Raw genomic sequence first — 25,808 nt, 5'->3', positions numbered from 1 at the left:
TATATATTGCATAAAAAATGGGTAAATTATTTATATTGAATATACAAAATACAAGATATTGAGATAAAAGTAAGTTCTCCTTTATATAAAAGAAAGAATAGTACTTGTTCGAAATATAAAAACCATGTATGATAATAAGAAGTTTCGTAACTGTTCAGTACCCTCACAGTTACGAAGTTTTACTGTAAGATATGAACAGGTATGAAGTCTGTAAGAAAAATGGAGAATAAGATTTATGAGATTAAGAAATATACCAGGTGCAAAAGATGCGATCACAGAAAGTCCTTATGTTGTACAGAATCCGGCAGAGCATAAAGGAAGCTGGAATGAGGTGTTTCCGAAAGACCAGCCGCTCCATATTGAGGTTGGAATGGGAAAAGGACGTTTCCTTATGGATATGGCGAAACTTCATCCAGAGACCAACTATGTAGGAATTGAAATGTACGACAGTGTCCTTCTCCGTGCACTGCAGAAGAGAGAGAGACTGGAAGAGACCGGAGAGAAACTTGCGAATTTGAAATTTATGTGCGTAGATGCAAGACTGCTTCCGGAGATTTTTGAAAAGGGTGAAGTGCAGAAGATATATCTGAATTTCTCAGACCCGTGGCCGAAGGCACGCCATGCGAAGCGCAGACTGACTTCAAGAGAATTCCTTGCACGTTATGAGGAGATTCTGGAGGATGACGGTGTGGTAGAATTCAAGACCGATAACAAAGGACTGTTTGAATTTTCGCTGGAAGAGGTCGGTGAGGCAGGCTGGAAACTGCTCGCACACACCTTTGATCTTCATAATCAGGCAGATATGATGGAGGGAAATGTAATGACAGAGTACGAAGAGAAATTTTCTTCCATGGGAAATCCAATCTGCAAGCTGATCGCGAAACAGGGTAAACCTGAGAAATAAATCGGCATACTATATAGGAAGAATCTCCGCAGTTGATTTGACATCAATTGCGGAATATGACTTCCGGGAGATATGTTATGTCAGCCAGAAAAGGAAACAACCGCATCAGGATGGCGATCGTACAGTTTCATTACGAACACAGAAAACTGGAAGGACGTATGGAAAAAATCAGGAAAAACGCCGCAGAACTCGGCAGATTTCTTGACTCCATGCCGCCGAAAAAAGGGGAAAAAGAAGAAAAATAAAAATTTTTTAAAAAATTATAAAAATTTCCTTGACTTTTGGTATAGAGTTGCATATAATAATTCTTGCGTTGAGAACACAGACGTACAACTAAATAAGGAATGCGCTTTTAGCTCAGTTGGTAGAGCACCTGACTCTTAATCAGGGTGTCCAGGGTTCGAGCCCCTGAAGGCGCACTAAGGACACTGTTTTTGCGGACATTGCGATTGCCGCGGGGACGGTGTTTTTTGTTGTTTTACATCAGGGTAATTCAGTATGATTTTTGAGATACAGGGATTGACATACACAGATTTAAGAAGTATTATAACAATAACCAAAGAAGTGATGATACAAGATAGTACAATGAAACCCCATGGAGGACCAGTCCATGGGGTTTCGTTTACGCTAGCTGTCGTTACGATTCCGATCTAACCATTTGCATATGTAGTAACCAACTACACTTGCCGCAATCGAAATCAAAAAAGTGATGATAATATCCAAAATAGTACACCTCCTTCCTGCTGGAAAGAGTCGACAGCATGATTATTATATCCCGATTATTAGCAGATGTCCAGAACATTATGGACTCTATTTGGCCAGGGTGTCCAGGGTTCGAGCCCCTGAAGGCGCACTAAGGACACTGTTTTTGCGGACATTGCGATTGCCGCGGGGACGGTGTTTTTTGTTGCAATTAGCATTTGCTCAGAGTAGAATAGTGAAAAATCAGCAAACACTGATAAATGAAAGGATATATTTTTATATAAAAACCCAGATATTTTTTGCGGAAAAGATATGATATACTAACACACAAGAAAAATGTATGAGAGGAAACGGAATGAAAAACCTGAACAATACAGAGGGAATAGACTTTGTGATCACCTGGGTAGATGGCAGTGATCCTGCGTGGCAGCAGGAAAAGAGAAAGACGCTTGAGGCTTGTGGGTTGAAGTCAGCGGCAGATGACAGAAAAGAGAGATACAGAGACTGGGATAACCTTCAATACTGGTTCCGTGGTGTGGAGCAGTTTGCTCCGTGGGTACGTAAAGTTCATTTTGTGACCTGGGGGCATCTTCCGGAATGGCTGAACACATCTGCACCGAAACTGAATATCGTTAATCACGAGGATTTTATTCCAGAAGAATTCCGCCCTACATTTAATTCTCATACTATTGAGTGGAACCTGCACAGGATTCAGGGATTATCTGAACGCTTCGTCTATTTTAATGATGATATGTTTCTGCTGGACAAGGTAAAACCAGGGGATTTCTTTCAGGGGGAAAAGCCGGTAGATATGCTTGCCCTGCAGCCTGATGTGGCAAATATAGATAATGCAGTTATGCCGTATATTTATCTGAATAATGCCATGGTTCTTGCAAAATATTTTAAGAAATATGAGAATGTAAAGAAACAGCCGGGGGCATATTTTCATATAGGCTATCCGCCGATGTATTTTTTCTATAATTTTTTGGAGATGGCATTTCCGAGATTTACCGGTTTTTATACGGTTCATGGTGCTTCACCGTTGAAGAAGCAGACATTCGAAACACTGTGGAAGCTGGAACCGGAACTTCTGACAAAAGTATGCAGTCATGCTTTTCGGCATAAAGAAGATATCAGCCAGTATGTACTTCGGGAGTATCAGAAGTTAAAAGGTGATTTTGTGCCAAGAAATATCCGTAAACTGTGCAGTTATTATGATGTTTCGCAGAACAATGAAAAACTGCTTCGTACCATTACCGAACACAGAAATAAGATGGTCTGTATTAATGACAGTAACCATGAAATAGATTTTGAAAAGGCAAAAAAAGAGATCAATACTGCACTGGAACAGAGACTAGGCCAAAAATCTTCATACGAAAAATAAAAAGAGCACGGAAGAGGAAGAATAATGAACATCCTGTTGGTGGGAGGCTCATGCAGCCTGATGGACAGTATGATCCTGAAACTTCGAAAAGAAGGACACAGGGTGTATATACTGACCGGAGATAAGTATAAACATAATAAATATGAGAGAGTATTTGAAAAATATGAATTTCCATATGACACAGAAAATCTAAATTCTATTTTTGAAAGTGTCAATCCGGATGCGACAATTCTTATGGGTGCTTTTGACACTAATTATCACTGGAATGAAGAAGAGAGAGAATCTGTTCGTTTTGTGTCTCATCTGGTCAACATTCTGGTGGCACATTCTACAGTTAGGAAAGGGAAACTTATTTTTCTTTCCTCAGATGAGGTTTATAGTGGAAACTATATAAATGACATTGAAGAAACAGAAAAAACTCTCGGATTTGGAATGAGGGCAGACATCCTGGCACAGGCAGAGGAGATATGCGAGAATTTCAGAAAGAACCGAAGTACGGATATTGTGGTTCTCAGACTGGATCATCTGTATTGCATTCCGAGAGACAGGAAAGATGTAAATAATATTTGTGCCCGGATGTGTCTGGAATGTATGAGCGAGGGATATATCAAAGCCGACACAGACCATACGTTTTCACTGTTGTTTGAAAAAGACGCAGTAGAATATATTTATAAAGTTGTCAGTACCGGAAAACATGAATATTCGCTTTATCAGCTTTCTTCCAATGACGTGGTCAGTGAGCTGGAGCTGGCAGCCATGGTACAGGAGCATATGGCGGACAGTGCCAATATTGTGACTTCATCTGGAGGTATCGGCCGTTGTGTCCTGTCCGGAACACGATTCGAGAAAGAATACGGTGTACATGCCTTTGGTGATCTGAACAGAAATATTGAAAAAATGGCAGCGTATATGCAGAAGCACAAGGCTGTTTTTGTAAATGAAGATAAACTGGAACTTCCATGGTGGAAGGTCTTGTGGAACCAATGGAAATGGCTGCTCAGTGTTCTGTTTCCGTTTGTGGAGAATCTGATTTGTTTTATTCCGTTCTTTATGATGAATAACAGAACGGTAGGCAGCCGATATTTCGCGAACCTGGATCCGTTTCTTCTGTATGTTCTGCTGTTTGCGATCGTGTATGGACAGCAGCAGGCAACTTTTTCTGCAATATGTGCAGTGGCTGGATATATGTTCCGGCAGATGTACACGCGGAGTGGATTTGAAGTTCTTCTGGATTATAACACTTATGTGTGGATCGCACAGCTGTTTATTCTTGGCCTTGTAGTCGGATATATGCGGGATCAGATCAAGACTATGCGTATGGAAAGCGAGGAGCTGGAAGTTCATCTGTCAAGGCAGATCGCAGATATCAAGGACATTAATGAAAGCAATGCCCGCCTCAAAGGCGTTATGGAGCAGCAGCTGATCGACCAGAAAGACAGTATCGGCAAGATTTATACGATCACACATACACTGGATCAGTATATGCCGGATGAGGTTATGTTCTATGCGGTAGAAATGCTGATGAAGCTGATGCGGACCAGGGATGTGGCGTTGTACAATGTCGTCAACCAGGATTATGCCCGAATTTTCTCGGCAAGTTCCGCCAAAGCAAGAAGTCTTGGAAATTCAATCCGTTACAGGGAAATGACAGAAGTGTATGAGGAACTGACAGAAGAAAAGGTTTACATCAACAAAAATATGGATCCCCGTTATCCTCTGATGGCACGTGCTATCTATGAGAATGGAGATATTAAAATGATCATCATGCTCTGGGGACTCAGCTGGGAAAAAATGACTCTGGGACAGGCAAATCTTCTTACTGTAGTCAGCTATCTGATCCAGAATGCAGTTCTGAGGGCACAGCGATATATGCAGGCACTAGAGGAGAATCGATACAGTGAAGAAGGCTCGAGGATTCTCAGAGAGGATGCATTTAAACCACTGGTGAAAGCTTATATGGATGCAGAAGCAAAAGATCTGGCAGAATGCGTATTTCTGAAGATAGATGCTGATCCGGAACAGTACAGACAGATAGATCAGCTTATGGCAAAAAAACTGCGAGACAGTGATTATCTTGGAATCCTTCCAGATGGAAAGTTATATGCACTTCTTGCAAATACAACAAAAGAAAATGCCGGTTTTGTGCAGGAAAGATTTGAACAGAATGGCTATAGTACAGAAATTGTGGAGAAGATTGCAGTATGTCCGGAAGAATGAGGCTGTTTATAATTTTACTTGTTCTGAATCTTCTGGTGGTTGTGGTGTATCTTATCTGGAACCATCTCAGAAGAAAGGAAAAAAGCTTAAGTACATGGATGAAAGCAGGAATGATGCTGTTATGTCCGGTTGTAGGACCGACCTTTGTGTTTGTGGCATTCTGGACCAGCCGGCTTTTTATGCTGATGTCCATGGATCTTTCTGATGTGGTATTCAGTAAGGAAAGGGTAGAAACATTTATACGTCCTGATGAAGAAACAGAAAAAAATATGGTTTCACTTGAAGAGGCACTGGAAGTTACCGACAAAAAAAGTCTTCGTAGTTTTATTCTTAATGTAATTCGTGGCGATTATAAGAACTCTCTGTCGTCCATCGCACTGGCACTGAACAGTGAAGACACGGAGACTGCTCATTATGCAGCGTCAATTCTTCAGGATGTGCTGAGTGATTTTCGTGTCGGTGTACAGGAAAAATACCGTACCCTGGACGAAGACGAGGAGCATATTGCAGAGAACTGCGTTAATCTTCTGGAATATATGAATCCTGTTGTTGAACAGAAGGTTCTGACCGATCTGGAGCAGCGTTCCATGGCAGAGCGTATGGATGAAGTTCTGCAGAAGGCATGGACGGCAGACAGACAGAAGATAAGCAGTTCCGTCTATGAGAAGGTGTGTCAGAGACTTCTTGAGACTGAAGATTATGAAAACTGCCGCAAATGGTGTGCCCGTGTCAGAGAGCAGTATCCGGATGCTCTTTCCAGCTATACCTGTCAGCTCAAACTGTTCTTTTCCTGCGGTGACCGGGAAAATTTTTTCCGTATCATGCAGGAGCTTAAAGAATCTGATATTACGATTGATAATGAGACACTGGAACTTATCAGAATATTTATGTAGAGGATGAAACAACATGTTAATGTCAACACTGGTGATTTTACGATTTACAGGTATTTTTGCTGCATATACGGGAATTACAGTGCTTTTGCCGGAAATCATGTTCCGCAGAATACTGAAAGGCAGGAGGCTGTCAGAGCAATTTCTGATGTCCTATACATTTGGAAACTTTTATATTATTAACATTGTATTTGCACTTCAGCTGCTTCACATTTCGAATTTTTTCACGCTCACAGCAGTCACAGTTCTGATGAGCATATTGATCGGACTTAAGGTTAATCGAATCCCTCTGAGACGGAAACTTGCAAAGGGTAAAAAAATATTTTGCAGGCTGTCCGATGGAAGCCTGGGTATCAGGTCTGCTGTTAGCAAATTTGGAGAATGGATGAAATCTGGATGCAGATATTTTGGAAAGTTTTTTTGCAGATATATTGTGAAGAAACCAATACAATTTGTATTTCTGATATTTATCTGTGGAGCACTTCTCTGGATTTATGGCCGCCAGATCATACTTACTTATGGTTATCGAGCATCGGATATTCCGGTGCATTTAAGCTGGATCAATCAGATGAGCAGAGGAAAAATCTTTTCCAAAGGTGTTTATCCGTTTGGATTTCATTGCATGATCTACTATCTCCATACCGTTTTTGGAGTAGATACTTATGTAATCCTGTGTGAGTTCTTCTTTGTTCAGGTTATTTATCTTCATGCAGTGCTTCTGGTCATGCTGAAGCTGCTCTGCAAAACAAAATATCTTCCGTATATCGGTGTATTTGCATATATCGTTGGAGATTTCTGGTCAGGGCAGACTTATTCAAGATTTTATTCTACATTGCCACAGGAATATGGGATGATTTTTGTGATTCCATCGGTCTATTTTTTAATCAGATTTTTTCAGATACATAAGGAAAATCTGACAGACAGGGAAACCCGAAGGATTCTGCAATGTTTTGCGATGGCATTTTCTCTCACACTGGCAATTCATTTCTATGGAACGATGATTGCAGGACTCTGTTGTATTGGCATTGCGATGGGATTTTGTTTTCGGTTTGTGAAGAAGGAATACTTCTGCCGCATTATGGTTACAGGAATTCTCAGTGTTGTACTGGCGGTTCTTCCGATGGCGATTGCGTTTGCAGGCGGAACACCTCTTCAGGGCTCTCTGGGATGGGGAATGAGTGTCATTAATGGAAGTCAAAATGAGGAGTCTGATGCAGATAATACTACACAAAATAACAAAGTACAGGTTACATCGGGCAATGGAAAGGTTACAGAGATCGATGTAAGTAAACTGCCATCCGCTAAAAAGGGTGAAACAACGGTTGTTGTCGAGCAGAAAAAACCTTCTTTAGGAGACCGGATGCGGACAGTGACAGATAAAATTAAGGTCATATCAGATAAAATTAAGACCATTCCGAATAAAATACCGAAGGCAGTCAGGACAATGTCGATACGAATCAGAAATATAGTCGTTCCTGTAGACTGGCAGAAGATGGGAACAGCAGTAATGACGGCTTATGCGGGTTTACTGCTCCTGGGATTGGTGTTCTGTGCTTTTCAAAAAACAGAATATGGAGCGGTACTCATGTCAGTTGGATTCTGTATGCTGATATTGACCGTTCTCCTGTGTGCGGGTCCATTTGGCCTTCCGACCCTGATGGATGCGGCACGATGCAGTATTTATTATGCATATCTTTTACCGGTGGCGGGAGTTTTGATTACAGATGGTCTTTTATATTTGGTATTAATGCCGAAAGTTCTTAGAATTTGTCGAAATATCTTATCCTTAGGGTTGGCAGCAGTGCTGTTGGTTGTATTGAGTCAAAATGATCTGATAAAAGAACCAGGGTTTTCATCAGGATATGTAACAAACGGAGCGATTACCTGTCTTACGAATATTATCAGAGATAATGAGGATGAAACATGGACGATTGTTTCTGCAAACGATGAAACGCAGATGGGCCTGGATCATGGATGGCATTATGAAACGATTACGTTTCTTCGTAAACTGGAACATATGAAGGAAGATACAAAAGTTATAATTCCTACAGAGAACGTTTATTTCTTTATTGAGAAGATACCGTTGGATTATAGTGTTAGTTATGCTGACAGTGGACAGTCTATTTCTAAGAAAGGTGCAAGTCAGACGCTTCCAAATGTTGGCGGGATTGGAATGTATCAGGGCGAAAAACGCTGGATCGTAATGTCCAGAATGTACTACTGGGCACAGGCTTTCATGAAAAAATATCCAAATGAAATGAAAGTTTACTATGAAGACGACCAGTTTATCTGCTACAGAATTCCGCAGAATATGTATCATCAGTATAATTTTGCGATTGATTATGGATATAATCAGGTAGAAACAGAGGAACAGGAGGCAGAGCAGTGATGGTTTCAAAGAGAAAATTTTTCAGCATTGCGACCATGATGTTTGTCTTGTTTTTCCTGTTTCAGTTTTCTATGGTACTCAGGGACAGCAAGAACACCTATGATATAAATTCCAGTCTTACAGAGAAAAAGGCCGATGGTAGAAACCGGTGGACGCCTTCTGACAATGTAACAGGGGCTGACAGTTCTGTTGTCTTTATCGGAAATGAAAACGGTGACATGGGAACAGCCATCAGCAGATGGTGTACTTATGCCAAACGAAAACTGATCTCCTGTAAATCCGTAAGTACATATAAAGCAGATGACAAAAATCTACCGGAAATGATGATTCTGGAATCTGAGAAATATGCAGATGGCGACAACCTTACTACACTGGAAACTCTGGAAAAGAAAGGCGTAATTATTGTTTTCGGCTGTCTGGAAAACGCAAAAAATATCCAGAATAACAAGGCTTTGATGAAATTTCTTGGGATTCAGAAGGTTGTTGCAGAGGAAACGCATCTTGCAGGTGTGAAGCTGTTTGAAGGACTGCTCCTTGGAGGAGAAGTGACCTATAATACATCGAAAGATAAAGAGGAAAAGAAACGTCAGGATCTGGAACTCGATGTTCCCTGGTATCAGGTAGGAAGCGGAACCAAAACCTATATGGTAGGACTTCTTGATGAAAAAACAGGAAAAAATGTTGAAAATGAGGATTTTCCGACAATCATCTGGCGAAATGGAATAGATTATGGAAGTGTCTTTGCGGTAGTCGGAGATTATATGAAGGGCAGCACAGCTCTTGGACTTCTGGATGGAATGTGGGCAGAAGCACTGCAATATACAATTTATCCAATCGTCAACGCACAGAATCTTTCCATGGTTAATTTTCCCGTTTTTGCAGACGAAAACAATACTGAAATGCTGAAACTATACAGTCAGTCTGTAACTGGTATTGCGAGAGATATCATGTGGCCTGCATTGATTTCTGTTGTCGAGAAAAGTGATATGAAAATGACCTGTTTCATTCAGCCGCAGGCAGATTACACAGATGATATAGAACCTAAATCCGGGAACCTGGAGTTTTATCTGAAGCAGATGAAGGAGCAGAGTGCTGAGGCAGGAATCTCTCTGGAATATCAGAAGCTGGACAAAGCGGAAGATAAGGTCACAAAGGATACGGAGTTTTTTGAAAATGAGAAGATAAACTATCGTTTTGGTGCAGCATTTGCAAAAGAAAAAGATCTGAAAGGAATTCTGAAAGACACGGATTCCGGCCTTCTTGGAGATGTCGGAACTCTGGTCTGTGACTATACAGAGAACCAGCCGGTGGTCTCTTATTACAGTGATTCTGTAACATTACAGACTGTTACAAGTGACGGTATGAATTATGCATACAGTGACGATATCAGGATGCGAAGCATTCAGACCGCGCTTGGATATACAAATGTTATGCTGGATATGTATGATATTTTCTGGCCACAGGAGAAAACGGACCGATGGGAAGTCATGCAAAAGCGTTTTTCCAGTAACCTTCTGACATATTGGAAAAATTTCAGAGATTTTGACAGCACCACTCTTTCTGAGAGCAATGCAAGAATCAGAACGTTCCTGAATCTGGCATATAGCCAGTCTCGAGAAGATAATACAATCACGCTTCAGACATCAGAGGCAGGAAGCTGGTTTATCTTAAGGACACATGGCGAAGAAATCGATGAGATTGACGGCGGCAGCCAGACAGAAATAGAAGCGGATGCATATCTGATCTGTGCCGAAGATACTACAGTAAAAATCCGTCTAAAAGAGCAGGAGCTTTACTATGATACCCGCAAAAACTGTGTAGAGAGAGGTAAGAGATGAAGGTTTGCTTAGTGGCAGAGGGCTGCTACCCATATGTGGTCGGTGGTGTTTCCGGATGGATCAACAGCCTGATCAAGTCTTTTCCGAATATAGAATTTATCCTGCTTGCAATTGTGGCAAACAGATCTCAGAGAGGAAAGTTTGTATATGAGCTTCCGGAAAACCTGACACAGGTATATGAACTGTATCTGGATGACTGTGAGTGGGATGAAGGAAGAAAAACGAGAAAGAGCAGAAGAAAAGCCCGTCTTTCCAGGAAAGAATATGAAGAAGTCCTGAACATGGTTCTCAACAGAAAGACCGACTGGGGAGTTGTTTTTGATCTGTTTCACCATGGCAGCATCTCTGTGGACAGCTTTCTGATGGGACCGGACTTTTTTGAGATTGCCCGAGAGTGTTATAACAGACAGTATCCGAATATTATATTTTCAGATTTCCTCTGGACACTCCGTTCCATTTATCTGCCACTGTTCTGGGCATTAAAGATGGATGTGCCAAAAGCTGATCTGTACCATTGTGTTGCTACCGGTTATGCAGGTGTACTCGGAAGTATGGCAAAGCATTTCCACGGAAGCTCGCTTCTGATCTCCGAGCATGGAATCTATACCCGAGAGAGAGAAGAGGAGCTGATCAAAGCACAGTGGGTAAAAGGTGTCTACAAAAATATCTGGATCGAACAGTTCAAGAAGATGTCACTTCTGGCGTATGATAAGGCAGATGCTGTTACCTGTCTCTTTGAACGTGCCAGAACGCTTCAGATGGAACTCGGCTGTCCGGAAGAAAAAATTCAGGTGACGCCAAATGGAATTGATGTAGATGGTTTTGCAGATATACCAGGCAAAAATCCAGAAGAACAGATGATCAATATAGGAGCTGTTCTTCGTGTCAGCCCGATCAAGGATGTAAAGACGATGATACAGGCATTTGCTTTTGCAAAAAAAAGTGTGCCGAAGTTAAAACTCTGGATCATGGGTCCGACCGATGAGGATGAAAAATATGCACAGGAATGTTTTGACCTTGTGGATTCTCTTGGAGTATCCGATATTGAATTTACAGGAAGGGTCAATGTGAAAGAATATTTAGGGAGGATGGATTTTACGATTCTTACCAGTATCAGTGAGGGACAGCCGCTGACAATTCTGGAAAGCTATGCGGCACATAAGCCGACGATTGCGACAGATGTCGGAAACTGCCGGGAACTGATCTATGGCAATGATGATGGATTTGGAGCAGCAGGTATTCTGACTCACATCATGAATCTGGAGGAAATCGCCCAGGCAATGATAGACCTTGCCATAGATCCGGAAGGACGGGAACAGATGGGTGAGGCCGGATATAAGAGGGTTACTTCCTTTTACCGGATTGAGCAGATGAAGGAAACTTATAAAGAGATTTACCGTAGATTTGCAGAGGAGCAGCAGGTTGAATGGACAGAAGAACCCTTTCAACTGAAACGATAGAAAACAGGATGGAGACAGGATAATGGCTGGAATCGGTGTTAAATTAAACAATATATATGGAAAAAGAACGCTGACAACAAATATCATCGGCATGGGTTACAGTACGGTCATGACCATTGCTCCAATGCTTACCGTGATTGGTGCACTTTGTATTATGGAGCATTTTCTTGGCTTTGATTCAGTCGGATATGCTACGAGAGAGTTGTTCTCCTGTACAGTACTGTATATCTTTATATTCTCGCTCCTTACAGCATCGCCGTTCAACTCTGTATTATCCAAGTACATGTCGGATATCATCTATGAGGAAACCTTTGAGGATATCCTTCCGTGCTACTATGTCGGGATGATCCTGAATATTACATTCAGTGCACTTTTTGGAATTTCGTTCTGTATCCACGAGTATCTGGTGGGAAACGTGGATATCATCTATGTTTTCACCGGATATTGTGGATTTGTTGCCCTGGTACTGGTGTTTTATTCTATGCTGTACCTGTCGATCTGTAAAGATTATAAGAAAATTTCCTTTTTCTTCATGATCGGTATGACTGTGACAGTACTGTTGTCTTTTCTGTTTGTAAAAGTCATTCATATGAGTATCACCTATGGAATGCTTCTTGCACTGGCCATTGGTTTCTGGCTGATCGCCTGTCTGGAATTTGCTCTGATACGAAGCTATTTCCGGGAGAACAGCGGAAGATACCGAAGGGTATTTCACTATTTCAGAGAGTACTGGCCGCTTGTGCTTACCAATTTCCTGTATACGCTGGGACTGTACATCCATAACTTTGTATTCTGGACGACAGACCTTCATATGGTGATAGTCAGAAGCTTTGTATGTGTGACGACCTATGATATGGCAACCTGTCTTGCGATGTTCACAAATATTTCTGCGAGTGTGATCTTTATCAGCAGGGTGGAGATGAACTTCCATGAAAGGTACAAAGCGTACTCGGAAGCTGTTATCGGAGGCAGGGGAGCCGATATTGAGATCACCAAGAAACGAATGTTCCGGCTTCTGGCAGAGGAACTGTTAAGTCTTGCCAGAATACAGTTCATTATTACGCTGGTTATTTTCCTGTTATGTATGATCTTTCTTCCGCAGGTCGGATTTGGGGGCATGACGCTTCGAATCTATCCCTGCCTTGCAGCAGGATATTTCATTTTGTTTTTGATGTATGCAGAGATTATTTTTCTGTATTATTTCGATGATTTTAAGGGTTCTGTACTTACCGGTCTGTCCTTCTGTATCGGGACACTGATCGGGAGCATAATTGCTACACACTTTCCGGATATCTGGTATGGAATCGGACTGACAGTCGGAAGTTTTATCGGTTTTGCAGTCGCGTATCGCAGGCTCCAGTGGATGGAAAAGAACCTGGATATACACATTTTCTGTAATGGGCATCTGCTTCAGAAATCAAAAGGAAGCTGTCCTTCACCGAAGGTATTTGACAGATATGAACAAAATTAGAGGAGGGAAAAAATGACATTGGGAGATTTGTTAACGATATTTTTGATAATGATGGGAATCTGTCTTCTGGTGATGGCAATCTTATCACTGGCAAAGAGAAAAATGACGGAACCGTTCTGTCTTGCGTGGGCTATTGTATCAGTGCTGCTGGTTATATGCGGAATTCTGATAGAGCCTTCCGAACTGGAACGGTATGTAAGTCTCAGGATTTTGATCTTAATTTTTCTTATAACGATTGGAGTTGTATGGACTCTTTGGTTCATAAGCACACAGCTTTCAATTCTGATGCGGAAGAATCAGGAACTGGCAATGCAGATATCCCTTCTTAATCAGGACAGTGAAAGAATGCTGAAGAAATTAGAAGAACTGGAAAAAAGGATCGACCAGCATTTTGCAGGAGGTGATGACTTACAAAAATGAAAAAAATTCTTTTTGTGATCAATACGCTTGGAGGGGCAGGAGCCGAAAAAGCTCTGATCGAGCTTCTGAAACATTTCCCGAGGGAACAGTATGAAGTATCACTGTATGTCCTTCTGGATCAGGGAGAACTGATCTCTCAGATTCCGGAACATGTAAAGGTTCTTAACAGGGAATATTCAGATGCCTCTGTTCTCTCAAAAGACGGGAAAAAAGTTCTTAACAGAAAGATATGGAAGCGTCTCTGGATTCGGGGAGCGGTGCTCAGAAATTTACCGTTTCTTCTCAGAAATACCTTTGTTATGTTAAAAAAAGGCAAGCTAAGTCCGGATAAGCTTCTCTGGCGTGTAATGTCAGACAGTGGACAGAGTATCAAAGAACATTATGATATGGCAGTCGCCTATCTTGAGGGTGGAGCGACCTATTATGTCCATGATCATATTAATGCTGACCGGAAGTTTACATTTCTCCATGTAGACTATGGATTTGCCGGTTATACCAGAGAGCTGGACAGAAACTGCTATCCGGATTTTGACAGGATTTTTACAGTGTCCGATGAAGTGAAGAAAAGCTTTGTCAAGGTGTATCCGGAGTGCAGCCAAAATACATATGTATTTCATAACCTCATAGATCAGAAAGAAATCCGGAGGAAAGCAGAACTTCCGGGAGGGTTTGAGGATTCCTATGACGGGAAGAGGATTCTTACCGTTGGAAGGCTGACAGCACAGAAGGCATATGAGATTTCGATTGATGCAATGAAAATCCTCAAAGATCATGGTGTAAAAGCCAGATGGTATGTTCTTGGAGAGGGAGAACTGAGAGAAAAGCTGCAGAGCCAGATTGACCGTCTTGGTCTGCAGGAAGATTTCGTGCTTCTGGGAGCAAAGACGAATCCTTATCCGTATTACAGACAATGTAACCTGTATGTCCATGCGACTCGTTTTGAAGGGAAGAGCATTGCAATACAGGAAGCACAGACTCTTGGATGTACGATCCTTGTGTCGGACAGCAGCGGAAACAGGGAGCAGGTCATTCAGGGAGAAGACGGAATGATGTGCAGTCTGACTCCGGAGGCAGTCAGCAGAAACATAGAAGAACTGCTGAAAAATCCACAGAAATGCAGAGAGCTTGGACAGAAAGCCTCTGTTAAATTATCATCAGAAGATAAAGATGTACTGAAACTATTCCAAATTTAAACAACAAAAGAAAGACTGAGTATATGGAAAAGAAAAAAGAAGTATTGATTATTATTCCTGCCTATAATGAAGAAAAGACAATTACGGCACTTTTGGAGCAGCTTGAAAAACCTGAAATCTCAGAACTTGCAGATGTTCTGGTCATGAACGATGCCTCCTTGGATTCAACGAACTGGATCACAAAGAGGAGAAATCATGCAGTGGTAACGCATGTGTTTAATCTGGGTTATGGAAGTGGTCTGCAGCTTGGATATAAATATGCAGTCCGCAAAAAGTATCAGTATGTGATCCAGATGGATGCAGACGGACAGCATGATGTATGTAATATTCCGGCTATTTATAAAGCACTGACAACACCGGATAAAGACGGAACAGTTCCGGACATTGTTCTGGGATCGCGATTTATGGAAGGAAGCACAGAATTCCCGGTTTCCGCGGCAAAAAAAATTGCCTTCGTGTGGTTTCGCTTCCTGCTTCGCAGAGGGACAGGTAAAGATTTTACAGATCCAACCACAGGACTTCAGGGTCTGAACTGGAAAACATTTTTGTTTTATTCCAAATATAATAACTTTGACGATAAGTATCCGGATGCAAATATGCTGATGCAGATGTCTCTTCTTGGATTTCATATAAGAGAAATCCCGGCAGTCATGCATCCTCGTGTTACCGGAGTCAGTATGCATTCTGGACTGAAACCATTTGTCTATATGTTTCGAATGACCTTTTCACTCATGGCGGTGTGGATACGGGAAAAAATTCTCAAAATGGATGTAGACAAAGGATATGATCTGGAAAAACATTAAAAACGAAAACTTTTACCATACAGATGATTTTTAACTGGGGTACATATACAAGGGAAAGGATAAGTAGAGCTTGAAACAGAAATCGAGGACAGAATATTCTGTTATGAATACAAGCGTTGCATTTGTGGCGCAGATATCTGCGATTCTGATGGGATTTTTTACCAGAGTAGTTTTTACCAGAATGCTCAGTGAAGGATACGTTGGAATCAACGGACTGTTTACCGACATCTTAAATATACTGTCATTGTCGGAACTGGGGGTTGGAACAGCGATCACCTATGCCCTTTACAGACCGATTGCGGAAAATGACATTTCAAAGCAGCAGATCCTTATGCGTATGTTCCGGATGTTCTACCGGATAACTGCCGGATTTGTACTGGTAGCAGGGATGTGCCTTATTCCATTTTTGGATATTCTGATGAAAGACCGTCCGGATGTAGATCATCTTGTGCTGATCTATCTTTTGTATCTTTTGAATTCTGTGGTCTCATATCTGCTGATCTATAAAAAAACACTTATAGATGCACATCAGATGAATTATATCACAGTGTTGTATCATAATGGGTTTCTGGTGCTGCAGGATATCTGCCAGATTATTATACTGATCACGACCAGGAATTTTGTGCTGTTTCTGATTGTTGCGGTAGTGTGCACGATTACAGGAAACGTCTTCATGTCCAGAAAAGCAGATGCACTGTTTCCTTACCTCAAAGAACCCTGTCATGAAAAACTGCCACAGGAAGAACGACAGGATATCTTAAAAAATGTCAGAGCCATGCTTATGCATAAGCTTGGAAATGTTGTGGTCAACAATACGGATAATCTGTTGATCTCCAGTTTTGTTGGCGTAATTACTGCGGGAATTTACTCGAACTATTATCTGGTGATAGGTTCCATCCGACAGGTTCTGGATCAGGCACTGCAGGGTGTGGCAGCAAGTGTGGGAAACCTTGGAGCTACAGAAGATTCCGAGAAAGTGAGCAGGATTTTTGACCAGTTATTTTTTATCGGTTACTGGATATATGGCTTTGCCGGGATCTGTCTGTTTGAACTGCTGAATCCGTTTGTGGAGCTGGCCTTTGGAAAACAATATCTGTTTCAGCGGGAGGTAGTGCTTGTTCTGTGCATTAATTTCTTTGTCAACGGAACAAGAAAAGCTGTGCTGATATTTAAGGAATCTATGGGACTGTTCTGGTATGACCGTTACAAAGCAATCGCGGAGGCAGTCCTGAACCTTGGAATTTCGATTCTTCTGGTTACACATTTTGGTGTGGTTGGTGTTTTTGCCGGAACCTTCTGCAGCACAGTGCTTACGTCTGTATGGGTGGAGCCTTACATCATTTATAGATATCGTTTCCAGAAACCAGTTCGGGAATATTTTGGAAGATACGGTTTGTATCTTATCGTTATGGCAGCTGCTTGGGCAGTTACAGAATTTTGCTGCCAGATAGTCAATGGAAGTGCAGCTTTTAATCTGTTTTACAGAGCAGTGATCTGTATAATTGTTCCGAATAGTTTGCTTTGGCTGATATTTCGAAGAACAGAAAACTGGAAAAAAACATCAGGACTCTTGTGCAGGAGTATTATTAAGATAGGAAAAAGTGTCCGGAGGCAAAGCTAATGACTGTAAACAAAGGAAAAATATCTGCAATTATACCAGTGTATAATGCTGAAAAATATCTGGCACAGGCGATTGAAAGTATAATCGCACAGAGTTATATAAGCTGGGAAATGTTTCTGGTGGTCAGCGAATCTGAAGACAGAAGCGTGGAAATTGCAGAGAAATATTCCAGAGAATACGATAATATTTATCTGATTATAACGGAAGAACGTGGTATAGGCTGTGCAAGGAACAGGGGATTAGAGAAATCCACAGGTGAGTATATCTTATTCATGGATGCAGATGACTATCTTCCGGACAGGGAGGTTTTTCAAAGATATATTAATATTGCTGACAAAATTAATTCAGATATTGTTGTCAGTAATTATGCACGTCTGTGGAACGAAAAACTTCTTCCGGCCACTAGTCACAGCGAATTTTCGAGGTTTGAGAGGGATTCAGAAGAGTTCCGTTTTCGGGGATTTTTTTCCGTAGGAACACTGTCATATGTCTGGGGAAAACTGTATCGGAAGTCTTTTCTGGATCAGAACAGGATTGCTTTCTCTGAGTACCCTTATGCAGAGGATAAACTGTTTAACATGCAGTGTTATGTCTGTGGGGCAAAGTATGCATTTATAGAACAGATCGGAAATGTTTATCGCAAAAATGAGGACTCTGTCTCTTATAAATACAATCCGGAATCCAGCAGATGCTGGCTGGGAATCGCACAGACCTTCAAGAACTGGATGGAAGAAGAGGGGAAAGATGTCGAGCAGTATGAGGGACTGATACAATATACTGTTTTTTTTGCCTCCTTTTTTGACGCCAAGATGGAATATCAGAAGCGACGGAAATCAATATGGATGATCTGGAAAATACTTAGGATTTACGGTAATGATTCTATTGGAAAAGATTGTTTTGCGAAACTTGCCTGTGATAAAAAACGCATTCCTCAGTTGAACCAGAAAATATGGAGGATTGTAATAAAGGGATTTTCCAGGGGAATGAAATGGAAGTGTTATCTGGCATTGTCGTTTGGGATAAAACAATTGATCGAACATAGGGTAGATGAAAAATTGTCAGATACAGGTCTGAGAGAATAAAAAACAGTAACTCCCAGATCAGGAGTCACTGTTGTCAAAGATACGTATCAGTTTGGTTTTCTGATTGCTTTTTTTGAAATTATGGAGCGTCTGTCGTAAAGTGGTATTTCGTACTTTGTAAGTATTTTGAATGAAACACAAAAGAGTAACACACCACAAAACCGGCCAGAGAACCGGGCAGCGGCTGGCTTTCGGAAAGCGGACCTTCATCTGCACATGTCCTTCTTTAAAGTAAGTGATCAGATTGACCTTCTGATAGGAAGTACTTCCGACAAGCTCACTGGAAACATCCGTGCCCATATCTCCATCTTTAAGAACACGGATAAGAAATTCCTTACAGTCCTGTGGATCATAGTGAACCCTGGAGTCAATGTGCTGTGGGAGGCCAAAATAGATCCGGCAGGTCTCCAGAACAATCTCATAAAGATGACTGATGCGGGAATTCTGGCACCAGCTATGTATCTTATGAAAATCAATTTCATCTGCATGCATCCTGAGGTAAAAGGTAAAATCACACAGCAGACGGATACCGAAACCACTGTACAGATAATGCTTCAGCATATGATGGATCATATAAAAAACATATTCCGAAGGCGGCAGAACAGAGTAGGTAAAATCATTGATCGTCTGTGATACCGGAACAAGATTCTCAAAGGAATACACCTGATCTACAATCTGGTTGGCACGCTCATACTGATACATTCCAACTACGCGATAATGCAGTTCAAGAAGGAATTTGCGCCCTGTTTTTGGAAATCTATAGTGATAGGTCAGATGATGGTCACTGAGCTCATTTTCCGCGATATATCCATGGGATTCCAGAAGTTTCTGAGCTTTGGAAATATCGGATTTCCGGCTGATATAAAGATCCAAATCGCCAAGCTTACGATATTCGGGAACAGGATAGCAGGAAGCAAGGCTGATTCCCTTAAGAAGGATGCAGTCGATTCCGTTGTCTTCAAGAAGGGAAACCGTATGACGAGTAAACTGGTCAATCTGATAATAATTCAGCATCATGCTGCGTGTCCGCTGGAGCATGGAAGGATAGAAAGGTGTGCCTCGAAAAGAAGACAGAACAAAAGGAACCGTGCAGTGATCTTCGGCAAGTCGGGCAAGGTCGGCCAGTTCTTCAGATGGAATGGTGACAGGTCTTTCATGACCGGTACAGGTATTTCTGATGATCTTTAAATAATGTTTATATGATGGATGCATGGAAAACTCCTGAAAATAAATGATAATAGGTAACTATTCAGCTGGAATGCATTTTGACTCATAACTGTGAGGCTACTGAATAGTTGTGATAATAGAGTATAACACGAAGTATTTGCTAAATAAAGGGGGAGAATATGAAAAAAACAGAAGGATATCGGATCAGGAAACTGGAGGATGAATATGTGGTTCTTCCGTTTGGAAAGAGAGCAGAGGAAGTAAACGAAGTAATCTCTCTGAGTGAGACAGCCGGATTTATGTATCTTCATGCAGAAGAAGCTGACTCGGCAGAGGAACTTGCAGAACTGGTCAGCAAAGCATATGAGGTAGAAAAATCCGTAGTGTATGAAGATGTGGTGTCGGTTGTCAGAACTCTGAGGGAAAAAGGTCTTTTACTTTGACCTTGTACGTCGCAAAAAAGCAGTCAGTCTGAAACAAAAAGGACGTACTGGCAGCATCAGAAGCCAGAGAGCAGAGAGAAAGCGGTATACAGGATTCCTGACAGAGATTTCTTTCCCATTGCGGACGAAAGCAATGAGTTTGCCCCTGAACTGATCCGGGCGAAGTGGTCCTTCAATCTCATACTGATTATCTCCGGTCATATAATAGCCGTTGGCAGTAACACGAACGATACGGTGCAGAACCAGAATTCCCTGATCGCGGCGGTAGAGAGCCACATCATTTCTCTTAAGTGAGGTGACAGGAACCTGCTGGATCAGAGCCTCATCTCTTCCGGGAATGAAGAGGGGATACATGCTGAATCCCTGTGGTTTAAGACGGATAATATTTCCTTCCTGGAGAAGCTGTTCGAGATCTGTTTTGAAATCTCCTGTGTTCTTTTTCATAAAAAATCCTCATTTCCAGTGTGATTTTACATTAGCAAATACATTATAATATGCTAAAGAAAAAAAGACAAGAAAATGGAGAAAAATGGCTTAAATAAAGGGTTTGCGGGTTGACTTTTGAAGGAATTCTGTATATAAGAAAAAATGACATTGAAAAACAATGAAATATGAACCGACGAAAGAGAGGAAATAAAGATGATGAACACGTACAAAAAGCCGGTTGTGACTGTAGATGCAGGAATGGCAGAGGGAGTATATGCTGCAAGCGGTGCTGCACAGGGAACATTGAATGTTACCTATGTTGGTGTATGGGACAGATGGGGCACGAATGGTGGTAAAGGCCTTGCACAGGCAGACTGGTCTGACATTAACGGAACGATTACTCTGAACATTACTTTTAGTGACACTGTAGATCAGGTTGAAACAGATGATGCATCTGTACAGACATCCTGGTCAGGAAAGACTGCTACTCTTACATTTGCAAGTACAGCATCTAATCCGCTGACAATCGGAATTCATCTGAACCATGGAACAAGCATTGATGATCTTAAGATGACAGGATTTACATATTCTGTGAATTAACAGGAAATTAAATTTATAAGCTGTTCTGCAGGATTAGGATAGCTCAGGCACAGAACCCGTGGGTTCTGTGCCTTTTTTAAAATTCTTTCACCATCTTCTCAATTTCCACTTCATTCAGTACCTCACACCTCTTATCGCGTATCGCATAAACTCTCGTACAGATATTTAATACTGTAGGACGATGGGTTGTTACAATACAGGTCCTTGGATAGGTATCCTGCATGATATTCTTGAGAACCTTTCTTTCGGTGGCAACATCAAGTGCAGAAGTTGCCTCATCCAGGAGAAGGATCGGAGACTTACGGAGAAGTGCTCTTGAAATAGAAAGTCTCTGTGCCTGTCCCTCAGAAAAACCACCGCCGCGTTCTTTGACAACGCTCTGAATACCATTGGGAAGTTTTTCCACGAAATCCCATGCACAGGAGAGTTTGAGAGCCTCTATGATTTCCTCATCTGTGGCATCCGGCTTTACGTTTCGCATATTTTCTGCGATGGTTCCCGAAAACATGGTATTTCCCTGCGGAACATAGGAAAAAAGCTTTCTGGTCGAAGGTGACATATTCAGTTTTTGATTATGATCACTTCCGGCACAAATCTGAAATTCTCCGCTCTGTGCCCGAAGAAGTGACAGGATCAGCCGGAGCATAGTTGTTTTTCCTTCACCGGAAGGTCCGACCAGGGCGATGATCTCATGTGGATAAGCTTCCATAGAAGCATGGGCAAAAACTTCCGTTCCACTGTGATAGGTATAGCTCAGATCCTTCATTGTGAGACCGATACCGCTGGTTTTGTGCTGCTTTTCAAAGAGTTTTACTGCATGATCCTGGCTGTAATCTTCCTGCGGCATTTCCACGATATCCATCAGACGTCCGGCAGAGATCGTGAGAGAAATCGCGGAAGGAATCAGGCTCGTGAGGGAGTTTACGGAGCTTGTCAGTGTTCCGGAAAGAGACAAAAACATGGTCATGGTTCCGTAACTGATCGCATTGCTCCATACACGGTAAATTCCCCATCCGTAACAGCTGTAGGATACGATAAAACCAACGATCGACATCAGGACAGAGGTCAGGATCGACATTCGCTGGAATTCCAGACGCATGCTGATATAGTCCTTCTGGAGCGTTTTGAGCCGGTCCGTATAAAAATGGATCAGATCAAATGCCTTGATCGTCTGGATATTGGAGAAAGCCTCCTGATTGAAACCATACATTTTGGCATTCATGGCAGCACTTTTCTGGTTGTTGTTCCGCATTCTGCGCAGCAGCGGACGCGACATCAGGGCACTGAACGGGATACCGAGAAGTGCAAACAGGGCAAAGGTCGGATCGTAATACAGAACAACCGCAAGAGCACTGATGAACCGGAAGGTATAGATGATCAGGTTTGGTACCCAGTTCAGAATACCGTTGGAAATATTGGAAGCATCCGAGCTCCAGCGGGTAACAAGGTCACCGGTGTGATATTCCGTCAGAGATTCCCAGTCCGTGACGAGCATTTTTGCAAAAATATCGTTCTTGATCTCGGAGTCAACCTTAAGACTGATAAAGGTCGAAGCATACCCGGATGCCTGTGAGACCAGAAGATTTGCAATCGCAAAGCCGATCATTGCTGCAAAGGTGGACAGCAGCCGTCCGGTCTGATGCCCTGTGATGATATCGACAAGATCTTTGGAAATCAGGCTGGAAGCAAGTGAAACACAGGATCCCATAACACCCAGCAGTGTATAGAGAATCATAGATTTCCAGTAACGTCTGCCATACTGGTAGATCCATATGGTTTGTTTCCATATTTTCTGGAGGCTTCCCTGTCTGAGATGTTTCATGATAAGCTGGAGTTTCTCTCTCATTGTGGTTCCTCCAGAGTATCTATTTCCCTCTGAACTGTATAAACAGCAGATGGATTTCTGGTGCAGAGCAGATGCAGAATCAGCACCTGTCCGGCAATTTTTTCCGCAAAGTCAAGGTTCATGGAGAAGAAGCGTTCTTTCCAGGAAGGGGAGATCATGCGCTGCATAATCCGGATGACTTTTTCTGAAGGAGACAGCTCCTGAAGAAAATCTTTCTCCGGATCGCGTCCGAGAAGGACGATACCGCCAAGCTCATGATCGGTGGTCGTATAAATCCCGGAAGTTCCGCACCATGGAATTCCGTAGACGATGATTTTGCCGGATTCCATGCCAAGGAGATTGAGATCACCGTTCAGATATGGAGTCTGCAGAAGATCATGCCACATTTGGGTGTGTGTTGACTTACCCATACCGGAATGTCCGGAGAACAGCCATGCTTTTTCTTTATAAAGAATCGATGCAGAATGAATGGCAAATTTCCCGTGCTTTTGTGCAACAAACAGGAAAAAGAGCCGGATTGCATGAAAAATATTTTCCTGTGCTGACTCAGAGGTTTCCGGAGTACAGTAGAATCTCACGTAACTTCCGTCCAGACTCATATGTACCTGATGAATGTTTGACATCTGCGGGAAAAGAATCACATAGCGGTCAGTATTTTCAAAAATTGTCATATCTGAATTGCGAAGGAGGACTTTTCCATAAGATTTGCTGGCTGGCGGAGTTGTAAAAAACTCAATTTCCTGGTCCGCATCTTTCGCAGGATTCATTTCGCGGAACTTATCGAAGTATCCGGAGAAAAGCTGCGAAGCGCCATGGAAGTGAAGGTGAAGCCCTGCGATCAGGATGCATAAGGAGGCTTCTTCCGACTGAAGACGAAGAGTTTCGGTCAGCATTCCCATGGACTGCAGCTGCCGCAGAAAATCAAGAATGTCCTCGCGGAGCATGGGAAAATCCTCCTCCGCAAGTCCATATCTGCGTGCAAGCATTTCGGTCAGCATTTCCAGGTCAGCACCTTCATTATGCTGGATCACATTCCACAGAAAAGCGCTGGTTTCGTTTAGGATAGTTCCTTTGCGCTGGTCGGCAATCTGCTGTCCGAAAGGAAGAATGTAACTGACACCTTTTATTTTACGAAGGGTATAGCCTTCTTGACATTTGAACATAAAAAAATCCTTTCTGAAAAGTACAGTTTTATACAGAAAGAATTATAACATCCGGCAAAATCTCATACAAGAAAATAACTCCAAAAAAGAGGGAAAGCTGCGTTATTCTGTTACCGTGAACAGTAACGTTGTTCTTGCAATAAGCATCTGCTCAGGGTAAAATATTACAAACTGAGATGGATACAGATATCCGGAGGCAGGATCTTTGAAGCCGCTGGGAGACGTATGATAAGTACAATGGAGAACAGGATGATTAAAAAAAGAGCAATACTGTGTCTGACCGTGATTCTGACAGTTGTATTGGCAGCAGGAGTGGAAATGTTCTGGCTTAGCAGACAAAAGACAGTAAAAGAATATAAGGAAAGCCAGGCGGCTTTCGGGAATCCGCTTATGGGATATGCGAGAAATGCATGGTATGATAAAGTTTCGGAAGACATTTCTCTTTTGTATATGGACATTACCTGGGCAGAACTGGAACCGGAGGAGGGTGTTTATGACTGGGAGGCCATCGAGAAAAAAAATCAGCTCGCACGATGGAAAAGCGAGGGGAAGCATCTGGTATTGAGATTCGTCTGTGATATTCCGGGACAGGAAGAGCATATGGACATACCGGAATGGCTGTACGAAAAAAGTGGAAAAGCCGGTCAATGGTATGCCGGAGGATATGGGAAAGGCTTTGCTCCGGATTATAACAATCCGACGATCATTTCCTGTCATGAGCAGGCAGTAAAGGCACTTGGAGAGCACCTGGGGCAGGATGGGCTGATCAACTATATTGAGCTTGGAAGCCTTGGACACTGGGGAGAGTGGCATGTAAACTACAGCGAGGGAATTCAGAGGATTCCGGGAGAAAAGGTAAGAGAACAATATATTCTCCCATGGATGGAGGCCTTTCCGGATGCCATGATTCTCATGCGGAGACCATTTGCTGCTGCAAAAAAATATGGATTTGGGTTATATAATGATATGACCGGACATCCACAGGGAACCCAGAGTTGGCTTGACTGGATCAGCAATGGCGGTGAGTATGATCAGACAGGTGAAAAAAATGCAATGGTGTCCATGAAGGATTTCTGGAAAACCGCACCATCCGGCGGAGAATTTACAAGTTCTTTCTCGATGGAGGAGATGATGGACACAGATTTGTCAGAGACTGTGGAAATGATCCGTGAAGCACATACAACCTTTCTGGGACCGAAGATTCCGGATGAGGATTATGCAGAAGGATACAAAGAAGTCCTCAAAAATATGGGGTATCGTCTGTGGATTTCAAAGGCAGAACTAAAAAGCACCCGGAACAGCAGCAGTCTGAAGCTCATCTGGAAAAATTCAGGAGTGGCACCGTTGTACAAAGACTGGCCGGCATATATTTATATTGAAGATGAGAAGGGAAAACTTATCGAAAAGAAAAATATCGAAATAAAAATGTCGTCTGTGCTTCCGGAAGAAGAAATATCAACCTCAACCACACTGAAGACAGAGAAACTGAACAGCCTTCTGAAAAAGGAATATCGTCTTTCCATCGGAATTGAAGATCCTATGACAGAGAAAGCGGGTGTTCGTCTGGCAATGAATAGCTTATATCAGGAAGGCAAAAATTATCTCTGGAAATAAGAGAACAGAGAGAATGCAAAAAACTCCCAAAAGAAGGAGGGCCGGGCGTCTGTGCCCGGCGAGTATGAAAAAGAAAAATATATGTAAAAAAGCATTCGCTTTATTTGCTTATTACTATACTGTGAATCTGTGATGAAACTGTGATGAGAGATTGAAAGAATGGTGATAAAAATCT

The 25,808-nt window shown here is 42.2% G+C and carries 21 protein-coding genes and 1 tRNA gene; 18 read left to right on the top strand and 4 right to left on the bottom strand.

Features of this window, described 5'->3' with window-relative positions; genetic code table 11:
* The first annotated feature begins 235 nt into the window (after nucleotides 1–235).
* From trmB to GT674_RS09350, 15 genes are all read left to right on the top strand, one after another.
* The gene (gene trmB / locus GT674_RS09420; protein ID WP_161285442.1) at nucleotides 236–904 is read left to right on the top strand and encodes a tRNA (guanosine(46)-N7)-methyltransferase TrmB; all 669 of its coding nucleotides are present in this window, start codon (nucleotides 236–238) and stop codon (nucleotides 902–904) included.
* A 77-nt stretch (nucleotides 905–981) separates the two neighbouring features.
* Nucleotides 982–1,149 carry a hypothetical protein gene (locus tag GT674_RS09415; protein ID WP_161285441.1) on the top strand — a complete coding sequence of 56 codons (168 nt, stop codon included), beginning with the start codon at nucleotides 982–984 and terminating at the stop codon, nucleotides 1,147–1,149.
* A 101-nt stretch (nucleotides 1,150–1,250) separates the two neighbouring features.
* Nucleotides 1,251–1,323: transfer RNA gene (locus GT674_RS09410), tRNA-Lys, on the top strand.
* 638 nt (nucleotides 1,324–1,961) lie between these two features.
* Nucleotides 1,962–2,990 (top strand): stealth family protein, encoded by a 1,029-nt coding sequence (locus GT674_RS09405; protein WP_161285440.1) that lies wholly within the window; start codon nucleotides 1,962–1,964, stop codon nucleotides 2,988–2,990.
* A 24-nt stretch (nucleotides 2,991–3,014) separates the two neighbouring features.
* Nucleotides 3,015–5,207, top strand: a complete 2,193-nt coding sequence (locus GT674_RS09400; protein ID WP_161285439.1) for an NAD-dependent epimerase/dehydratase family protein — start codon at nucleotides 3,015–3,017, stop codon at nucleotides 5,205–5,207.
* Entirely contained in the window at nucleotides 5,192–6,100 is a 909-nt protein-coding gene (locus tag GT674_RS09395; protein WP_243149091.1) for a hypothetical protein, read from the top strand. Before GT674_RS09400 ends, GT674_RS09395 begins: the two co-directional genes overlap by 16 nt.
* A gap of 13 nt (nucleotides 6,101–6,113) precedes the next feature.
* Nucleotides 6,114–8,486: a hypothetical protein gene (locus GT674_RS09390; RefSeq protein ID WP_243149090.1), complete on the top strand. Its 2,373-nt coding sequence runs from the start codon at nucleotides 6,114–6,116 to the stop codon at nucleotides 8,484–8,486.
* Nucleotides 8,486–10,324 carry a DUF2194 domain-containing protein gene (locus GT674_RS09385; protein ID WP_161285464.1) on the top strand — a complete coding sequence of 613 codons (1,839 nt, stop codon included), beginning with the start codon at nucleotides 8,486–8,488 and terminating at the stop codon, nucleotides 10,322–10,324. Before GT674_RS09390 ends, GT674_RS09385 begins: the two co-directional genes overlap by 1 nt.
* The gene (gene pelF, locus GT674_RS09380) at nucleotides 10,321–11,784 is read left to right on the top strand and encodes a GT4 family glycosyltransferase PelF (RefSeq protein WP_161285438.1); all 1,464 of its coding nucleotides are present in this window, start codon (nucleotides 10,321–10,323) and stop codon (nucleotides 11,782–11,784) included. Before GT674_RS09385 ends, pelF begins: the two co-directional genes overlap by 4 nt.
* A gap of 22 nt (nucleotides 11,785–11,806) precedes the next feature.
* Nucleotides 11,807–13,255, top strand: a complete 1,449-nt coding sequence (gene pelG / locus GT674_RS09375; RefSeq protein ID WP_161285437.1) for an exopolysaccharide Pel transporter PelG — start codon at nucleotides 11,807–11,809, stop codon at nucleotides 13,253–13,255.
* 12 nt (nucleotides 13,256–13,267) lie between these two features.
* Complete coding sequence (locus tag GT674_RS09370) at nucleotides 13,268–13,675, top strand: hypothetical protein (protein WP_161285436.1); 408 nt, start codon at nucleotides 13,268–13,270, stop codon at nucleotides 13,673–13,675.
* Complete coding sequence (locus GT674_RS09365; protein ID WP_161285435.1) at nucleotides 13,672–14,868, top strand: glycosyltransferase; 1,197 nt, start codon at nucleotides 13,672–13,674, stop codon at nucleotides 14,866–14,868. The genes GT674_RS09370 and GT674_RS09365 overlap by 4 nt, the downstream gene beginning before the upstream one ends.
* 23 nt (nucleotides 14,869–14,891) lie before the next feature.
* Entirely contained in the window at nucleotides 14,892–15,671 is a 780-nt protein-coding gene (locus tag GT674_RS09360; RefSeq protein WP_161285434.1) for a glycosyltransferase family 2 protein, read from the top strand.
* A 70-nt stretch (nucleotides 15,672–15,741) separates the two neighbouring features.
* The gene (locus tag GT674_RS09355) at nucleotides 15,742–17,292 is read left to right on the top strand and encodes a lipopolysaccharide biosynthesis protein (RefSeq protein ID WP_243149089.1); all 1,551 of its coding nucleotides are present in this window, start codon (nucleotides 15,742–15,744) and stop codon (nucleotides 17,290–17,292) included.
* A complete protein-coding gene (locus GT674_RS09350) occupies nucleotides 17,292–18,374 on the top strand; it encodes a glycosyltransferase family 2 protein (RefSeq protein ID WP_161285433.1) in 1,083 nt (360 codons plus the stop codon). Before GT674_RS09355 ends, GT674_RS09350 begins: the two co-directional genes overlap by 1 nt.
* Nucleotides 18,375–18,392: 18 nt before the next feature.
* Here GT674_RS09350 and GT674_RS09345 read toward each other — a convergent pair whose 3' ends face one another.
* Nucleotides 18,393–19,586, bottom strand: coding sequence for a nucleotidyltransferase domain-containing protein (locus GT674_RS09345; protein ID WP_161285432.1), 1,194 nt, complete (start codon nucleotides 19,584–19,586; stop codon nucleotides 18,393–18,395).
* A 134-nt stretch (nucleotides 19,587–19,720) separates the two neighbouring features.
* Between GT674_RS09345 and GT674_RS09340 the strand changes: the two genes are divergently transcribed.
* A complete protein-coding gene (locus tag GT674_RS09340; RefSeq protein WP_161285431.1) occupies nucleotides 19,721–19,984 on the top strand; it encodes a PqqD family protein in 264 nt (87 codons plus the stop codon).
* Here GT674_RS09340 and GT674_RS09335 read toward each other — a convergent pair.
* Entirely contained in the window at nucleotides 19,976–20,428 is a 453-nt protein-coding gene (locus tag GT674_RS09335) for a S24/S26 family peptidase (RefSeq protein WP_161285430.1), read from the bottom strand. The genes GT674_RS09340 and GT674_RS09335 overlap by 9 nt on opposite strands.
* 195 nt (nucleotides 20,429–20,623) lie before the next feature.
* Here GT674_RS09335 and GT674_RS09330 point away from each other — a divergent pair, with 195 nt between their 5' ends.
* Nucleotides 20,624–21,010, top strand: coding sequence for a hypothetical protein (locus GT674_RS09330; RefSeq protein ID WP_243149088.1), 387 nt, complete (start codon nucleotides 20,624–20,626; stop codon nucleotides 21,008–21,010).
* Nucleotides 21,011–21,086: 76 nt separating this feature from the next.
* Here GT674_RS09330 and GT674_RS09325 read toward each other — a convergent pair whose 3' ends face one another.
* A complete protein-coding gene (locus GT674_RS09325) occupies nucleotides 21,087–22,856 on the bottom strand; it encodes a peptidase domain-containing ABC transporter (RefSeq protein WP_161285429.1) in 1,770 nt (589 codons plus the stop codon).
* Nucleotides 22,853–24,019, bottom strand: a complete 1,167-nt coding sequence (locus tag GT674_RS09320; RefSeq protein WP_161285428.1) for a PqqD family protein — start codon at nucleotides 24,017–24,019, stop codon at nucleotides 22,853–22,855. Before GT674_RS09320 ends, GT674_RS09325 begins: the two co-directional genes overlap by 4 nt.
* A gap of 249 nt (nucleotides 24,020–24,268) precedes the next feature.
* On the opposite strand from GT674_RS09320, the gene GT674_RS09315 reads away from it, so the two are divergent.
* Nucleotides 24,269–25,633: a DUF4832 domain-containing protein gene (locus GT674_RS09315; RefSeq protein WP_243149087.1), complete on the top strand. Its 1,365-nt coding sequence runs from the start codon at nucleotides 24,269–24,271 to the stop codon at nucleotides 25,631–25,633.
* Nucleotides 25,634–25,808 lie beyond the last annotated feature (175 nt).

Source organism: Blautia sp. BIOML-A1, from assembly GCF_009883055.1.
GTDB lineage: Bacteria > Bacillota > Clostridia > Lachnospirales > Lachnospiraceae > Blautia_A.
The sequence above is the reverse complement of the archived record's forward strand: the minus strand, read 5'-3'. Positions and strand labels throughout refer to the sequence as shown.

What these genes read in the sequence shown, in the direction of transcription:
- GT674_RS09345 (WP_161285432.1), bottom strand. Translation starts at nt 19,586, where the DNA reads ATGCATCCATCATATAAACATTATTTAAAGATCATCAGAAATACCTGT.
- GT674_RS09415 (WP_161285441.1), top strand. Translation starts at nt 982, where the DNA reads ATGTCAGCCAGAAAAGGAAACAACCGCATCAGGATGGCGATCGTACAG.
- GT674_RS09330 (WP_243149088.1), top strand. Translation starts at nt 20,624, where the DNA reads ATGATGAACACGTACAAAAAGCCGGTTGTGACTGTAGATGCAGGAATG.
- GT674_RS09400 (WP_161285439.1), top strand. Translation starts at nt 3,015, where the DNA reads ATGAACATCCTGTTGGTGGGAGGCTCATGCAGCCTGATGGACAGTATG.
- trmB (WP_161285442.1), top strand. Translation starts at nt 236, where the DNA reads ATGAGATTAAGAAATATACCAGGTGCAAAAGATGCGATCACAGAAAGT.
- GT674_RS09385 (WP_161285464.1), top strand. Translation starts at nt 8,486, where the DNA reads ATGGTTTCAAAGAGAAAATTTTTCAGCATTGCGACCATGATGTTTGTC.
- pelG (WP_161285437.1), top strand. Translation starts at nt 11,807, where the DNA reads ATGGCTGGAATCGGTGTTAAATTAAACAATATATATGGAAAAAGAACG.
- GT674_RS09325 (WP_161285429.1), bottom strand. Translation starts at nt 22,856, where the DNA reads ATGAGAGAGAAACTCCAGCTTATCATGAAACATCTCAGACAGGGAAGC.
- GT674_RS09320 (WP_161285428.1), bottom strand. Translation starts at nt 24,019, where the DNA reads ATGTTCAAATGTCAAGAAGGCTATACCCTTCGTAAAATAAAAGGTGTC.
- GT674_RS09365 (WP_161285435.1), top strand. Translation starts at nt 13,672, where the DNA reads ATGAAAAAAATTCTTTTTGTGATCAATACGCTTGGAGGGGCAGGAGCC.
- GT674_RS09390 (WP_243149090.1), top strand. Translation starts at nt 6,114, where the DNA reads ATGTTAATGTCAACACTGGTGATTTTACGATTTACAGGTATTTTTGCT.
- GT674_RS09405 (WP_161285440.1), top strand. Translation starts at nt 1,962, where the DNA reads ATGAAAAACCTGAACAATACAGAGGGAATAGACTTTGTGATCACCTGG.
- GT674_RS09360 (WP_161285434.1), top strand. Translation starts at nt 14,892, where the DNA reads ATGGAAAAGAAAAAAGAAGTATTGATTATTATTCCTGCCTATAATGAA.
- pelF (WP_161285438.1), top strand. Translation starts at nt 10,321, where the DNA reads ATGAAGGTTTGCTTAGTGGCAGAGGGCTGCTACCCATATGTGGTCGGT.
- GT674_RS09395 (WP_243149091.1), top strand. Translation starts at nt 5,192, where the DNA reads ATGTCCGGAAGAATGAGGCTGTTTATAATTTTACTTGTTCTGAATCTT.
- GT674_RS09350 (WP_161285433.1), top strand. Translation starts at nt 17,292, where the DNA reads ATGACTGTAAACAAAGGAAAAATATCTGCAATTATACCAGTGTATAAT.
- GT674_RS09315 (WP_243149087.1), top strand. Translation starts at nt 24,269, where the DNA reads ATGATTAAAAAAAGAGCAATACTGTGTCTGACCGTGATTCTGACAGTT.
- GT674_RS09340 (WP_161285431.1), top strand. Translation starts at nt 19,721, where the DNA reads ATGAAAAAAACAGAAGGATATCGGATCAGGAAACTGGAGGATGAATAT.
- GT674_RS09335 (WP_161285430.1), bottom strand. Translation starts at nt 20,428, where the DNA reads ATGAAAAAGAACACAGGAGATTTCAAAACAGATCTCGAACAGCTTCTC.
- GT674_RS09370 (WP_161285436.1), top strand. Translation starts at nt 13,268, where the DNA reads ATGACATTGGGAGATTTGTTAACGATATTTTTGATAATGATGGGAATC.